The 14,128-nt window shown below is 34.4% G+C and carries 15 protein-coding genes; 2 read left to right on the forward strand and 13 right to left on the reverse strand.

Annotated features, from left to right (window positions below; all coding sequences use genetic code 11):
• Nucleotides 1-86: 86 nt before the first annotated feature.
• The 8 genes from HMPREF2876_RS03870 to yfmF form a co-directional block, all read right to left on the reverse strand.
• Complete coding sequence (locus HMPREF2876_RS03870) at nucleotides 87-707, reverse strand: LysM peptidoglycan-binding domain-containing protein (RefSeq protein ID WP_003031567.1); 621 nt, start codon at nucleotides 705-707, stop codon at nucleotides 87-89.
• Between the two features lie 156 nt (nucleotides 708-863).
• Nucleotides 864-1,658 (reverse strand): energy-coupling factor transporter transmembrane component T family protein, encoded by a 795-nt coding sequence (locus HMPREF2876_RS03875; protein ID WP_024052493.1) that lies wholly within the window; start codon nucleotides 1,656-1,658, stop codon nucleotides 864-866.
• Entirely contained in the window at nucleotides 1,651-2,490 is an 840-nt protein-coding gene (locus HMPREF2876_RS03880) for an energy-coupling factor transporter ATPase (protein ID WP_070242166.1), read from the reverse strand. The genes HMPREF2876_RS03875 and HMPREF2876_RS03880 overlap by 8 nt, the downstream gene beginning before the upstream one ends.
• Entirely contained in the window at nucleotides 2,475-3,302 is an 828-nt protein-coding gene (locus HMPREF2876_RS03885) for an energy-coupling factor ABC transporter ATP-binding protein (RefSeq protein WP_042754084.1), read from the reverse strand. The genes HMPREF2876_RS03880 and HMPREF2876_RS03885 overlap by 16 nt, the downstream gene beginning before the upstream one ends.
• Nucleotide 3,303: 1 nt before the next feature.
• Nucleotides 3,304-3,843, reverse strand: a complete 540-nt coding sequence (gene pgsA, locus HMPREF2876_RS03890) for a CDP-diacylglycerol--glycerol-3-phosphate 3-phosphatidyltransferase (RefSeq protein ID WP_024052490.1) — start codon at nucleotides 3,841-3,843, stop codon at nucleotides 3,304-3,306.
• A 10-nt stretch (nucleotides 3,844-3,853) separates the two neighbouring features.
• Nucleotides 3,854-4,675, reverse strand: a complete 822-nt coding sequence (gene rodZ, locus HMPREF2876_RS03895) for a cytoskeleton protein RodZ (protein WP_024052489.1) — start codon at nucleotides 4,673-4,675, stop codon at nucleotides 3,854-3,856.
• 58 nt (nucleotides 4,676-4,733) lie between these two features.
• On the reverse strand, nucleotides 4,734-6,029 hold the full coding sequence (yfmH, locus tag HMPREF2876_RS03900; RefSeq protein ID WP_024052488.1) for an EF-P 5-aminopentanol modification-associated protein YfmH: 1,296 nt from the start codon (nucleotides 6,027-6,029) through the stop codon (nucleotides 4,734-4,736).
• Nucleotides 6,029-7,276, reverse strand: a complete 1,248-nt coding sequence (yfmF, locus tag HMPREF2876_RS03905) for an EF-P 5-aminopentanol modification-associated protein YfmF (protein WP_024052487.1) — start codon at nucleotides 7,274-7,276, stop codon at nucleotides 6,029-6,031. Before yfmF ends, yfmH begins: the two co-directional genes overlap by 1 nt.
• Before the next feature lie 175 nt (nucleotides 7,277-7,451).
• Here yfmF and yaaA point away from each other — a divergent pair, with 175 nt between their 5' ends.
• The gene (gene yaaA, locus HMPREF2876_RS03910; protein ID WP_024052486.1) at nucleotides 7,452-7,832 is read left to right on the forward strand and encodes a S4 domain-containing protein YaaA; all 381 of its coding nucleotides are present in this window, start codon (nucleotides 7,452-7,454) and stop codon (nucleotides 7,830-7,832) included.
• Nucleotide 7,833: 1 nt separating this feature from the next.
• A complete protein-coding gene (recF, locus tag HMPREF2876_RS03915) occupies nucleotides 7,834-8,931 on the forward strand; it encodes a DNA replication/repair protein RecF (RefSeq protein WP_024052485.1) in 1,098 nt (365 codons plus the stop codon).
• A gap of 88 nt (nucleotides 8,932-9,019) precedes the next feature.
• Here the strand turns inward: recF and guaB are convergent, their stop codons facing one another.
• From guaB to HMPREF2876_RS03940, 5 genes are all read right to left on the reverse strand, one after another.
• Complete coding sequence (gene guaB, locus HMPREF2876_RS03920) at nucleotides 9,020-10,501, reverse strand: IMP dehydrogenase (protein ID WP_003026802.1); 1,482 nt, start codon at nucleotides 10,499-10,501, stop codon at nucleotides 9,020-9,022.
• A gap of 130 nt (nucleotides 10,502-10,631) precedes the next feature.
• Nucleotides 10,632-11,657, reverse strand: a complete 1,026-nt coding sequence (trpS, locus tag HMPREF2876_RS03925) for a tryptophan--tRNA ligase (RefSeq protein ID WP_070584239.1) — start codon at nucleotides 11,655-11,657, stop codon at nucleotides 10,632-10,634.
• Between the two features lie 81 nt (nucleotides 11,658-11,738).
• Entirely contained in the window at nucleotides 11,739-12,734 is a 996-nt protein-coding gene (galE, locus tag HMPREF2876_RS03930) for a UDP-glucose 4-epimerase GalE (protein ID WP_024052483.1), read from the reverse strand.
• 20 nt (nucleotides 12,735-12,754) lie between these two features.
• Nucleotides 12,755-13,444, reverse strand: coding sequence for a triose-phosphate isomerase (locus HMPREF2876_RS03935; protein ID WP_024052482.1), 690 nt, complete (start codon nucleotides 13,442-13,444; stop codon nucleotides 12,755-12,757).
• 28 nt (nucleotides 13,445-13,472) lie between these two features.
• Nucleotides 13,473-14,006: an NAD(P)H-dependent oxidoreductase gene (locus tag HMPREF2876_RS03940; RefSeq protein WP_024052481.1), complete on the reverse strand. Its 534-nt coding sequence runs from the start codon at nucleotides 14,004-14,006 to the stop codon at nucleotides 13,473-13,475.
• Between the last annotated feature and the right edge of the window lie 122 nt (nucleotides 14,007-14,128).

Below are 14,128 nucleotides of genomic sequence, written 5' to 3' on the forward strand. Positions count from 1 at the left end.
ATATTTTTTGTCTAACTTTTTGGGGGCAGTACATTTTTTACTCAATGATTCGTCTTTTTGTTTACTCATTTATCATAAAATTTTGCTTAATAGTTCCAAGCTGAAAGACCTTGAGCATTATAAGCACGGTAAGCAGCTTGAATCTGATCATCTACTGTTGCTGTTGAACCCCAACCTGGCATAGTTTGGAAAAGACCACTAGCCCCTGATGGGTTATAAGCATTTACTTGTCCGTTTGACTCGCGAGCAATAATATGCTCCCAAGTTGATGCTGGGACACCTGTCAATTCTGCCATACGAGCAGCCGCATAAGATCCCGTAGCACCAGCAGTATTTCCATTAGGAAGAACAACATTTGAAGAAGTGCTTGCTGTAGCTGGTTGCGAATAAGTAGTAGAAGCAGCAGGTGCGTTATATGTCACATCTTCATAAGTTACAGCTTCTTCTGTTGTAGTTTCTGTTGAAACTTCTGAATTTTTCTCTTCATCAAGTTCTAAAATTTGCCCAACTTTAATCAAGTCAGGATTTTCAATTCTATTGAGTTCAACAATTTTTTCAACTGATGTATTTTTTTCTTTAGCGATTTCTGATAAAGTATCACCTGATTTAACAGTATAAGATTCAGCACTTGCAATAGCTCCTGTTGCAAAAAAAGCAACTGCCGTAAAAAGTCCTGATAAAGTCCATTTCATTGATTTTGTATTCATGTATATATCAATTTCTCCTTTTTTCGTATAATACTATATTACACATAAAATATTACTATAATCTTATAATTGTATTACAAAGATTACAGAAATATTGATTTTATACGCAAAAAACGCCCTTCAAGACGTTTTTTAGCTAACAATAATATAAGTTTTTTAACTTTTTAAGAAAGACAACATCAAACCTAAGGCAAACATAATAAAAATAGAAAAGGTATCTGCTTTTTTCCATCTCAACTGCCGATAACGACTTCTTCCTACACCACCTTGATAGCCTCTCGCTTCCATAGCAGTCGCCAAAGCATCCGCACGCTTAAAGCTAGAAGCAAATAACGGAATTAAAATAGGGATAATTGATTTTACTTTTTGAACAATATTTCCTTCACCAAAATCAACCCCACGCGCCCTTTGAGCATTCATAATCCGTGTCGTATCATCCATCAAAGTAGGAACGAAACGTAAACTCATTGATAACATCAACCCTATTTCATGAACGGGCACTTTTAATGCTGCTAAAGGCTGCAATAATGATTCAACTGCGTCTGCCAAACTAAGTGGCATTGTTGTTAAAGTTAATAGGGTAGAAAAAATAATAATCAAAAGAAAACGACTAAAAATGATACCCGCCTGAGCCAGACCTACTTCAGTAATTCTAATAAAGCCAAATTGAAATAAAGTCGTGCCACCAGATGTAAAAAATAGTTGGAATAAAGTGGTAAAAGCAATCAAAAAGACCATAGATCTTAATCCTTTAAGGAAAAAACCTAAAGGAATTTTGGAAAGTCCAACTAATAACATTGTAAAGACGAATAATAGTCCATTGGTTAAAATATTATTTGCCAAAAAAATAATTAAAATAAAGAAAAACATTGACAAAAGTTTGCTGCGAGGATCTAGTCGATGAATGATTGAATTTCCAGAAACATATCGCCCCAAAATCATACTATCCATGTAGTAACTCCTTAAATTCTTCTATGGTGATAGGTAAATACGGAAGAGTTAGCCCTCTATTTTTTAATTCTTGTGCAAATTTTGTAATTTTAGGAACTCCTAGTTGAATACTTTCCATAAATGCTACAGCTTGAAAAACTTGCCGAGGCTTTCCGCTTTTGACTAATCTTCCTTTTTCCATCACATAGACGGTGTCTGCAAAATTAGCGACATCATCCATCAAATGCGTTACCAAAACAATGGTCATTCCTGCTTCATGTAATCGCTTAAATAAACTCATCAACTCTTTTCGTCCAGCAGGATCTAAACCTGCCGTTGGCTCATCCAATACAAGAATATCTGGTTCCATAGCTAGAATACCAGCTATGGCTACTCGACGCATTTGTCCCCCAGACAGTTCAAATGGGCTACGTTCAAATAATTCTTCTGAAATTCCAACAAGAGTTAATTTTTCACGTGCTACACGTTCAGCGTCTTCCTTTGATACTCCAAAATTTTGTGGACCGAAAGCAACATCTTTTAAAACGCTCTCATCAAAAATCTGACTTTCAGCAAATTGAAAAACCAATCCTACCTTTTTACGTACTTGTTTAATATCTTTATTTACAGATGTGGAAGTAATTTTGACATCATCAATCACGACACTTCCTTCAGTTGGCACTAAAAGCCCATTCAGCAATTGTAAAATAGTTGATTTTCCACTACCTGTATGACCAACCAAAGCAGTATATGAGCCATCTTTTATTTCTAAATTGACTTCAAAAAGGGCAGGATTCTCAAAAGGAGTGCCTGCTTGATAAGTATAACTTACATTTTCTAAAGTGATTCCCATAAATAATCCTGCAATTTTTTTTCTGTTAAATAGCGCTCTGGCAATTGAAAGCCTGAGTCCAGCAAAGTTGCTTTTACTTGATTTGTAAAAGGTTCATCTAAACCTAAATCTTCTAAATCCACTCGTGAGAAAAGCTCACTTGGTGTACTAGTTGACTCTACTTGTCCTTCTTTCATCACCAAAACTCGGTCACTAAGAGCTACTTCATCCAAATCATGCGTGATAGAAATAACAGTCATACCATGTCGATCTTTAATTTTTTTAACTGTCTGAATCAACTCTAAACGCCCTTCTGGGTCCAACATACTAGTTGCTTCATCTAAAATAATGATGTCAGGACGCAAAGCAACCACACCAGCAATAGCCACGCGCTGCTTTTGTCCACCAGAAAGCCTTGCAGGTTCACGTTCTTTAAAATCTTGCATTCCAACAATGTCTAATGCTTCTTGAACTCTGTCAAACATCGTTTGGTAATCCATCCCTTGATTTTCCAAACCAAAGGCAACATCATCCTCAACAGTCGCCCCTACAAATTGATTATCTGGATTTTGAAAAACCATCCCAATATGCCGCCGTTTTTCCCAGATATTTTCAAAAGTTAATTTATCTCCATCAATGATAATCTCGCCACTTTCTGCTTCCAACAAGCCATCTATTAAACGAATCGTCGTAGACTTGCCACTGCCATTATGCCCCACAATAGACAGCCACTCTCCTTGTTTCACGTGAAACGTCACATCTTTAAGGATATAACTATCTACATGATTATCGTATTTATACTTTAAATGCTGAACTTCAATGATATTTTTCATATTATCTAAATGTGTCTTTAAAGAGATAAGCACTTCCTTTGAGGTAATCATAACCTGAATAAATCGTAAAAATCAATGCAATATATAGCAAAACTTGTCCTAGCAGTGTCCAGTGCAATAACAGAAAAATAATGGAAAACATCTGCGTAAATGTTTTTATTTTCCCAGGCATCGCTGCTGCTAAAACTGTTCCTCCAGTTTCAACCAACAATAGCCGCAAACCTGTCACAGCTAACTCTCGACAAATGATAACCGCAACCACCCAAGCAGGTGCCATATTCATTTCAATCAACATAATAAAAGCTGACATGACCAATAACTTATCTGCCATCGGATCAGCAAATTTCCCAAAATTTGTTACAACCTTCCATTTACGAGCCAAATATCCATCCAAATAATCTGTAATGCTGGCTACTGCAAAAATAATCGCTGCAAAGACATGTATTCCAACAGAGTGGCCCAAGGATAGTACTAAAATAAAAATTGGAATTAAAGCAATCCGCAAAAGAGTTAAAGCATTGGGAATATTTTCTTTTTTCATTTTCTTTTCCTTAACTATTTATTATAAGTGTAATTGTACCTGTCAAACTTGTCAAGCCTGACGTATCAATCTGTTGATTATCAATTGTAATGGTCACACCTTGAACCACACCAAGAGTAATTGTTGAAGCAGTCCCTGGAGAGATTGTAGTTGACACACTTTGATTCTCAGGACTTAATGTTGCACCACCTTCTAAGTCTGTACCTGTAACACTTACCCAACTAGTTGTATCACTAACAGATAGTTTTAAATTGACAGGGCCAGTTGCACCTGTCAAGGTTGCTGTCAAGTTGTTACCATTTCCTGATACAATCAAATTTGTCTTTGAACTGCTAGAAGATTCACTAGAAGTTGCCTCACTAGTCGAACTAGAAGAAGTGGTTGTCTGTTTGTTTACAACACTATAACTTGATGAAGGAGTGGTTGCTAATGAGTTATGGTGAACGTATGTCCAAACATAATAACTAACAAAAGATAAAATAGCTAATGCAAGAATCGTCAGATAAAATAATGGTAAAAAAGAAGTTCGTTGTTTTTTTGTTCTTCGACTTCTAAAATTCTCTTCCTCATCAACATCCACTTCATCATAAGTAATCATGCTTCCTTCTTCATAAGCATCAAGAATAATTCGCTCATCTAAATCAACAGCCCAAGCATATTTTCTTAGAAAAGAACGAGCATAGAAGGGACTGGGAAGACGATCAAAATCATCAGCTTCCATAGCTTCCAGTAGCTCTAACTGAATATCTGTTTTCTTTTGTAAATCTTCCAAGCTCATTCCTTGATTAATACGAGCTAACCTCAGGACTTCACCGATTGTTTTCTTTCTCATACACACTAGCCTTCTTTCTATTAAACACTATTTTACCAAATTTCACCAAAACATGAAATCATTTTGGAAAAATAGTAAAATCAATCATTTCACAAGAATCAATAAAATGATGTCCTATCTCAATCACATCAACTAAACTGATTGTCTGTAATATTTTTGGTAAATCAAATAGATTATCCCCTTCTGAAAAGGTTTCGTATTGAGTGGCAATATATTCTAATGAATTCAGTCCATGTAAAAAATTGCCAAACATTTCACTTTTTATAATATCAAGATGCTCTTCTGTTACATCAGGGTCTTTTTCAAAACCACGAATCGCAGAACGAAATTGGTGAGACAGAGCAACTGGCTCACTAGTATCCATTGTTAATATCACAAAGTGAAAATCTTTTTCTACTTCAACTTCTAACGATAATGAGTTGTCTATTTTTCCAGCCTCATAAAGCGTTTGAAATCTTTTAGATGTCCAACCAAACATCATTGCAAATAGCAGTTTTAAAGCAGTCTTATAACGAAATAAATCGGTTCCCACTAACGATTGACTCCCACGTAATCCGATTGCAAGTTTAGAACTTGCCACTTCCATTCGAACACTCCCCGTAGAAATAACAGGATTTAACGCAAGGGGAAAACGTCTAATCAAACTTTCTTCATCAATTCCCTTCAAAGATTCGTGTTGTTCCTGAATAACAGCAATGGTCTTTTCTAAGTCAAAATTACCAATCAGCAGTAAACTCATATTAGATGGATGGTAAAAGGTTTCAAAGTTTTCATCCAAATCCTCAACGGTTATTTCTGCAATTGATTCAACGCTTCCTGCAATATCTTCTGCCAATGGAGTGTCTGGATAAAGATTTGCTAAAGTGTGAAAAAACAGGCAATAATCTGGATTGTCTTTGTACATATCAATTTCTTGCTGAATAATTCCCTGTTCACGTTGAACGGATTCTTCTGTAAAGTAAGCATTTTCTAGTAAACTTTGCAACAATCTAACATTTTCTAAAACATTGTCCGTCGCCGAAAAAAGATAACTGGTCTTAGTAAAACTTGTAAAGGCATTGCTCTCAGCGCCTAATTCAACAAACTGCTGTAAAAGATCTTGACCATTTTCATCCTCAAATAATTTATGTTCTAGAAAATGTGCAACTCCTGCAGGGTATTGAACAGCTTGATTAGAACCACGTGGAATAAAATAAGTATCAATTGAGCCAAAATTTGCTGTCATAATCCCATAAGTTTCATTGAAATCTCGTTTTGGTAAAAGAAAAACTCTTAGACCATTTCGTAAAGTAGTCTGATAGACTGCTTCTCCAACTGCTGGATAATCCTTCCTCTCCATTTTTAAAGTTTGCATTATTTTCCTTCCATAAAATAAATCGCTTGTAGCCTGAGTTGTGTTGCAGCGACAATGATATCTTCTCGGCTGACTGCTTCTAAAGCATTTAGCCAAACAGAAATTGGCATAAATGTTTTCCGCAAAACAGATGCCATATAAGCTTGTTCTATCAACGTATTTTGCCTATCTAAAGAAAGGAGCATCGCATTTCGTAGCATTTTTTTGGTCTGATTTAACGCCTCATCAGTAAAATGTCCTTTTTTAAAATCTGCAATTTGTCGATAAATTAAACTCACTGTTTTTGTTCGATTTTTCCTATCAATTCCAGCATAAATACGCATCATACCCGAAAAAATATCAATACTACTTGAAATTGTATAAGCTAGACCCTCTTTTTCCCGAACATTAACAAATAATTTTGAATGAGCAAAGCCACCTAAAAGTCCGTTTAATACAATAAGAGGGATATGAGTCTTATCACCATATTGAGTAGAAAAATGATATCCTAATTCAACAATAGATTGATGAGCATCTTTTCGCTCCAATGATTCTTTTAAAATATTCGAAAATTCTTGATGATAATGCAATTGTAAACTAAGTTGACGAGGATGTAAACCAAAGGTTTTCATATATTCACAGACTTCAATCTCATTAAAATCACCCATAAAAAAGATATCAATTTTATCATTTTGAAGCATTTTTTGAAAAATAGCAAAACTACTTTCTGGTGTTTCCTTGTCAACTAAGTCTGGCGTAGCTAAACGAGGAGTTTGCATTTCCTTTTCTGTATAAAATAATTTATTCAGCTCTTGATGTGCGTGATAAAAATGATCTTCAATTTCAGCTTTTAAATCATTGAGTACATTCGTTTTTTCAATTTCAAAAACAGCCTGATTAAAAGCTCCTTCATTCGCTAAAGGTTTTAACAAGCTATCTTTTAAAAAATCAAGTATCTCTCCTGTTAGTGTATTTTTTCGACTTAAAAATGCATCGCTAACAAAAGAGATATTTAAATCCACGTAATGTATTAGTCCTCTGCGTGATAATCCCGTTGAAAAGTTGGCACCATAAAGAGTTGCTAATCGTTCACGAAAAATCTGCGAAGTTGGATAGATTTCATTAGCTGTTTCAAGCATACTTGCAACCAGCACGCGCCCCGCTATCGTATCCGTAGACATCGGAGCTGAAAACCTCATTTTTATTCGATTCGTTTTAAATTTTTTTGATGTTATAAAATGGAGATCTACTCCAGAAACCAGCTCCATAGTGTCCCTCATGTTCTTTTAATATTGACTTCTATTATATCACGAAACGACTCCTAATTTCTCCTTCAAGCTTTATTCTTTCAACTTAAAACGTTTTCTTAATGGTGTGCTTGTGATAATTCTAATATCATCTTTTCATCTAATTATGATATAATGACAAAGATCGAGGTGAATTATGGAATATAAATTATTTGATGACTACATCACTCTACAAGCATTATTAAAAGAAGTCGGAATCATTCAAAGTGGTGGTGCTATTAAAAGCTTTCTTCAAGAAAATCAAGTTTATTTTAATGGAGAGCTCGAAACTCGCCGCGGAAAGAAAATTCGCATTGGCGATACCATTACTCTTCCAAATCAAAAATTAGAAATACTGCTGACTGCACCAAATGAAAAGGACAGGGGGGAGCATGAAAAAGAACTTTTAGAAAAAAGACGAGTTGCCACCCTTGTAAAAGAAATGAACAAAAATATCAAAAAAAGTAAATCAACAACAGTAAATAAAAAAGCCAATAAATCTAATAAAAAAGCTCCTATCCGCTTCCCAGGTATTTAATATGTGGTTAAAAAACTTACAAATTCAACATTTTCGTAATTATGAAGCAACTGAAATAGATTTTCATTCTGGTCTCAATATTTTTCTAGGCCAAAATGCTCAAGGAAAAACAAATATCTTGGAAGCTATCTATTTTCTTGCATTGACACGAAGTCATCGAACTCGTTCAGACAAAGATTTAATTTATTTCTCCAAAGATACCCTGAAAATATCTGGACAACTTGTTAAGCAAACTGGAAATATTTCTTTGGAAATTGACTTGACACCTAAAGGAAGAATTACAAAAGTTAATCATCTAAAACAAAGCAAACTATCTGATTATGTTGGAAATATGAATGTTGTTTTATTTGCTCCAGAAGATTTACAGTTGATTAAAGGAGCTCCAGCCCTTAGACGAAAATTTATTGATATAGAATTGGGGCAAATTAAACCAATCTATTTATCTGATTTATCACATTACCACCATGTCTTAAAACAAAGAAATACTTATTTAAAAACAGCAAAAACAATGGATGAGACTTTTTTAGCAGTTTTAGATGATCAACTAGTAGAGTTTGGTTGTCGTGTTATGCAGCATAGGATAGAATTTCTCAAAAAATTAGAGCACTTTGGTCAACAAAAACATTTGGAACTCTCAAGTCATTTAGAAAACGTAACCATTAAGTACTGCTCTTCTGTTCCACTTTCAGATTCCAATAATTTAAAAGAATCTTTCCAAATTGCATTAAAGCAAAGCCGTAGTAGAGATTTATTTAAAAAAAATACTGGAGTTGGTCCCCATCGAGATGATATTGCTTTTTATATCAATGACATGAATGCCAATTTTGGTAGTCAAGGACAACATCGAAGCGTGGTTTTATCTCTCAAACTGGCAGAAATTGAGCTCATGGAAACTGTTACTAAAGAAAAACCAATTCTTCTACTTGACGATGTTATGAGTGAACTTGACAATAGTCGTCAACTTAATTTACTTGAAACTATTTCTCAAAATATCCAAACATTTATGACAACAACAACTCTAGAACATCTACAAAACATGCCTTCTAATATTAAAATTTTCTCAATTCATGAAGGACATCTAACTGAAGACAAGGTGTAAACTAGATATTAACACGTTTTACACGTTTGTAAAGTGTGTTAATTATAAAAGCTCTGCATTATCTGCTGCAGAGCTTTTATAATAGATCTTATTGTACAGAATAGTTTGGAGCTTCATTCGTAATTTGAACATCATGAGGGTGGCTTTCTTTCAAACCAGCTCCACTCATTTCAATAAATTGAGCTTTGTCATGTAGCTCTTGGAGATTGGCTGCTCCACAATATCCCATACCAGAACGAACTCCTCCAATCATTTGGAAAACGATATCTGCTGCTGCACCTTTATAAGCTACACGACCTTCAATTCCTTCCGGTACCAATTTATTTGCTTCATTAACAGAACCTTGGAAATAACGATCGCTTGACCCTTTCTTCATAGCTGCAATCGAACCCATTCCGCGATAAGTTTTAAACTTACGACCCTGGAAAATTTCCGTTTCACCTGGCGCCTCATCTGTACCAGCAAACATTGAACCGAGCATGACCGCATTACCTCCCGCAGCCAGTGCCTTCACAATATCTCCTGAATACTGAATACCTCCGTCTGCAATAATTGTTTTCCCGTATTCACGCGCAACTTGTGCAGCATCATAAATTGCCGTCACTTGAGGTACACCAACTCCAGCAATGACTCGAGTGGTACAAATTGAACCTGGACCGATTCCGACTTTCACAACATCAACTCCAGCATCGTATAACGCACGTGCACCTTCTGCAGTAGCAATATTTCCTGCAATCAACGTTCGTTCTGGAAAATGTTCACGAATCTCAGCAATCTTCCGAAGTACTCCCGCTGAATGTCCATGTGCTGTATCAATGACAATAGCATCTGCACCTGCTTCAAATAAAGCTTCTGCACGCTCAAATGTATCAGAAGTAACTCCTACTGCACCAGCAACCAAAAGACGACCATATTCATCTTTAGCTGCATTTGGAAATTCAATTACTTTTTCAATATCTTTAATTGTAATCAGACCAGATAAACGACCGTAGTCATCAACCAATGGCAATTTTTCAATACGATGCTCATGAAGTATCCGCTCTGCCGTTTCAAGGTCTGTCCCAACAGGAGCAGTTATTAGATTTTTACTCGTCATATGCGCTGAGATAGGTTGATTATAATCCGTAATAAATCGCATATCACGATTTGTAATAATCCCAACTAATTTGCGATTTTCAAGCGTTTCAACAACAGGAACACCACTGATACGATAACGTTCCATCAATTCTTCTGCATCTGATACCGTATGAGTTGGAGTCAAGAAGAATGGATCAATGATAACTCCATTTTCTGATCGTTTAACTTTCCGAATTTCATCCGCTTGTTGCTCAATAGACATATTTTTGTGAATAACACCAAGACCTCCAGCACGAGCAATAGCAATGGCCATTTTACTTTCTGTAACAGTATCCATTGCTGCGGTGATAATTGGAATATTGAGTGTCAAATTTTCAGCCAATTTTGTTTGTAAATTCGCATCATTTGGCAAAACATGACTCTCTGCAGGAATGAGTAATACATCATCAAAAGTAAAACCTTTTTTCAAAAATTTAGTGTCCCAGTTAGACATCCACAAATTCCTCTTTTCTTTATTGATTGAGCACAGCTCGTATTTATTGTTAATATGATACCATTCTATCTGTATTTGTCAATCACTATTATCTAAAAAACCATCACTTTTAGTGACAGTCTTTCTTAATTTATTTGAAATAATTAATTCCCATAGCAGATTTTACATCAGAAAGAGTCTGACTAGCTACTTGACGTGCTTTTTCGCTACATTTTTGTAGCATAGTGTAGACTGCTCCCATATCTTTTGAAAATTCAACACGACGTTCACGAATAGGACCTAATTCGCGCTCTAAAATTTCTAATAAATAGCGTTTTGTTTTCACATCTCCCAGTCCACCTCGTTGATAGTGTTCCTTCATTGCTGTAATTTCTTGCGCATCTTCTGGACGACCAAACACATCTAAATAATGGAAAACCATATTGCCTTCTATTTTACCAGGATCTTCAATCTTGATATGGTCAGGATCAGTATACATGCTCATCACTTTCTTTTGTAAAGTATCCATATCATCAGATAAATAGATGCCATTATTTAAAGATTTAGACATTTTTGCATTCCCGTCAAGCCCAGGCAAACGTCCTGCTGCTTCATTTTGAGGATAAATGCCCTCAGGCTCTACCAAGACATCACAATTATAAGTATGGTTAAAAGAACGTACAATTTCACGAGTTTGTTCAATCATTGGTTTCTGATCATTTCCTACTGGAACATAATTCGCTTTAAAAGCAGTAATATCTGCTGCTTGTGCAATTGGATAAACTAAAAAACCAGTTGGAATACTTTCACCGAATCCTTTTTGGGAAATTTCTGACTTGACAGTTGGGTTACGTTCCAAACGCGCTAATGACACCAAATTCATATAATACATTGACAACTCTGACAACTCAGGAATTTGACTTTGAATAAAAATAGTTGTCTTTTCAGGATCTAAGCCAGCAGCTAAATAGTCTAATGCTACATTTCCAATTGACTCTACAATTGTATTAGGATCCTTAGCATGATCTGTCAAGGCTTGCTGATCAGCTAAAAATACAAATAATTCATATTTTCCTTCATCTTGTAATAAAACACGATTTCGCAAACTTCCTACATAATGACCAATATGTAATTTTCCTGTTGGACGATCTCCTGTTAAAATAATAGGTTTTGACATCACATTCTCCTTGAATTTTCTTGATAATATTATACCATTTTCAAGAAAAATGTGTAGAAACTATTTCTACACTTCTTAAAATTATTTGACAATTGAATTACCAGCTTTCACACGCCATTTATAATCAGATAATATAATATCTTTCAAAGAATAAGTTGCTTGCCAATTTAAAAATTCTTTTGCTTTAGAGGCATTTGCTAACACACTTGCTGGATCACCAGAACGACGTGCCACAATTTCATGAGGAATTTTTTGCTGTAAAATTTGCTCTGCAGTATTGTAAATTTCCTTGACAGTATAACCTTGTTCTGTTCCTAAATTGAAAATCTGTGAAGTTGACGAATCTGTAAATAAATAGTCAAATCCCTTTACATGTAACTGCGCTAAATCTAAAACATGAATATAATCACGAATGCATGAGCCATCTCGCGTTTCATAATCATCGCCATAAATTTTTAAAGCATCATTTTGTCCAAGAGCCGTTTTATTAATATTAGGGATAATATGTGTCGGATTTTTAACCCTCAAACCATTTGAAGCATCCATAGCAGCACCAGCAACATTAAAATAACGAAAAATGACATATTTCCAACCATAACGGTTGGCCATCCAATAAATCATGCGTTCTCCCATCAGTTTTGTCTCTGCATAAGGATTTACTGGATTTAATAGCGTATCTTCATTTGCAGGTTTATCCATACAATTATTGCCATAAACTGAAGCTGTAGAAGAAAATATAATTTTATCAATTCCTACTGCTGATAATACTTTTAACACCTGATTCATACCAGCTACATTTGCTGAAAAATATTTACTTGGATCTTCGATACTTTCACTAACGACTATTTCACCCGCACAATGTAGCACAGCATCAATTTTATAAGATTGTAAATAAGCTTTTAATTCAGACTCATCATAAACATCCAGTTCTTTAAAGTGTGCTCTTACATCCACCGCTTCCTTAACACCTGATGCTAGATTATCCAAAACATGTACATCATAACCAGCATCTAAAAGCACCTTCACAGTATGAGAGCCAATATATCCGGCTCCTCCTGTCACTAAAATTGATTTCATTTTTTCTCCTCCTTATCTTTTTACATCGATACAAGAGTATCTTTTAGTAAGTATTGGTATGTTTCAACCAAACTTTCAATCCTATCTCCAATAAGAATCCCATCAAATCCAATAGTTAAAATCTGTTCAATATCTTCACGGTTTACACCACCACCAAAAATCAACTGATATGTAAACCCAAACTTTACACTTAAATTGTCCAAATAATCTTTTAAATCTTGAAAACTTTCTTCAACTTCTGTAAAGGAATAATCTTTTTTTCCTTTTAATGTTGCACTCAATATTTCGTAAGCTACAATAATATGTTTATCATGAAGATCTAGATCATCTAAATATGTTGCGCATTCAAAAATAGGATTTTCATGATTTCCTACACAAATAATAGGAATAATATCTTTCTGTAAAGCATTGTCAATCTTTGAGCGAATCATTCTTGTTGTTTCATTTAAATACTTTTGCCTTTCTAAATGACCTACAAAAGCATAATTTATATTGTAATGTTTTAAATGTTGAGGCGATAAATCACCTACATTTCTTCCTTTAATTGACAAATTTTGAACTGCAATGTCAAAATGATATACATTATAATCCGGTATGATAGGAGCAATGATCAATTGATGTTGTTTGCTCATTGGTTGATTGAACTTCTCTAACAATTCTAATTGTTGCTTGATTGACATCTGATTTTTAAAATTAAAAACAACTAACACTTTACACCCCCCTTTACACTATTTACAACTATTTTAAAAAATAATCTTCTATTGTCTGTTTATAAAATTTAAATTGAGGATTTTTCACAACATTATGAAAAGATAGTGTTTTTCTTTTCTTTAAACCACAAAATTCCATGGTCTTATGGAATGAAATCAAAACATCATCTACATTTTTTCCATCAAAAAATGCAGCCGGATTATTAAAAACTTCTTCTGGTGCATTCCAAGTTGTGGATAAGATATATTCTTTATTTTTCATTAAACCACCTTGTCCATAAGTATCTGCAAATGAATAAAATTGACCATATTCAAAGACTTCATCCATATATAATTTCAACTTCCCAGGTACATTAAACCAATAAATAGGAAATTGAAAAATAATCAAATCTGCCCACAAAAACTTATTTCTCTCGTCTATTACATTATAGTCCTCAACTGACGATAATTGCACATCATGATTGTGACGTAATTTATCCAACATAATATTATACAAACTAAAATTTAATTTTCCTTTACAAAACTCATGTTTTTGATAACCATTTACCAATAAAATTTTCATTTTCTCCTCCTAAAAATATTCTAAATTCATTATAAATTTTTGAAATTTCTCTTACTTATCAATATTCTAAAATGTCATATTTTATCCCTGAATCATTTGAAAAAAGTCAAATTTTCTAGTAA

This window comes from Streptococcus sp. HMSC073A12 (genome assembly GCF_001812815.1).
In the GTDB taxonomy this organism is placed as follows: Bacteria; Bacillota; Bacilli; order Lactobacillales; family Streptococcaceae; genus Streptococcus; species Streptococcus vaginalis.

Excerpts from the sequence above, each read along its gene's own strand:
- HMPREF2876_RS03870 (WP_003031567.1), bottom strand. The coding sequence starts at position 707 with ATGAATACAAAATCAATGAAATGGACTTTATCAGGACTTTTTACGGCA.
- HMPREF2876_RS03875 (WP_024052493.1), bottom strand. The coding sequence starts at position 1,658 with ATGGATAGTATGATTTTGGGGCGATATGTTTCTGGAAATTCAATCATT.
- HMPREF2876_RS03880 (WP_070242166.1), bottom strand. The coding sequence starts at position 2,490 with ATGGGAATCACTTTAGAAAATGTAAGTTATACTTATCAAGCAGGCACT.
- HMPREF2876_RS03885 (WP_042754084.1), bottom strand. The coding sequence starts at position 3,302 with ATGAAAAATATCATTGAAGTTCAGCATTTAAAGTATAAATACGATAAT.
- pgsA (WP_024052490.1), bottom strand. The coding sequence starts at position 3,843 with ATGAAAAAAGAAAATATTCCCAATGCTTTAACTCTTTTGCGGATTGCT.
- rodZ (WP_024052489.1), bottom strand. The coding sequence starts at position 4,675 with ATGAGAAAGAAAACAATCGGTGAAGTCCTGAGGTTAGCTCGTATTAAT.
- yfmH (WP_024052488.1), bottom strand. The coding sequence starts at position 6,029 with ATGCAAACTTTAAAAATGGAGAGGAAGGATTATCCAGCAGTTGGAGAA.
- yfmF (WP_024052487.1), bottom strand. The coding sequence starts at position 7,276 with ATGGAGCTGGTTTCTGGAGTAGATCTCCATTTTATAACATCAAAAAAA.
- yaaA (WP_024052486.1), top strand. The coding sequence starts at position 7,452 with ATGGAATATAAATTATTTGATGACTACATCACTCTACAAGCATTATTA.
- recF (WP_024052485.1), top strand. The coding sequence starts at position 7,834 with ATGTGGTTAAAAAACTTACAAATTCAACATTTTCGTAATTATGAAGCA.
- guaB (WP_003026802.1), bottom strand. The coding sequence starts at position 10,501 with ATGTCTAACTGGGACACTAAATTTTTGAAAAAAGGTTTTACTTTTGAT.
- trpS (WP_070584239.1), bottom strand. The coding sequence starts at position 11,657 with ATGTCAAAACCTATTATTTTAACAGGAGATCGTCCAACAGGAAAATTA.
- galE (WP_024052483.1), bottom strand. The coding sequence starts at position 12,734 with ATGAAATCAATTTTAGTGACAGGAGGAGCCGGATATATTGGCTCTCAT.
- HMPREF2876_RS03940 (WP_024052481.1), bottom strand. The coding sequence starts at position 14,006 with ATGAAAATTTTATTGGTAAATGGTTATCAAAAACATGAGTTTTGTAAA.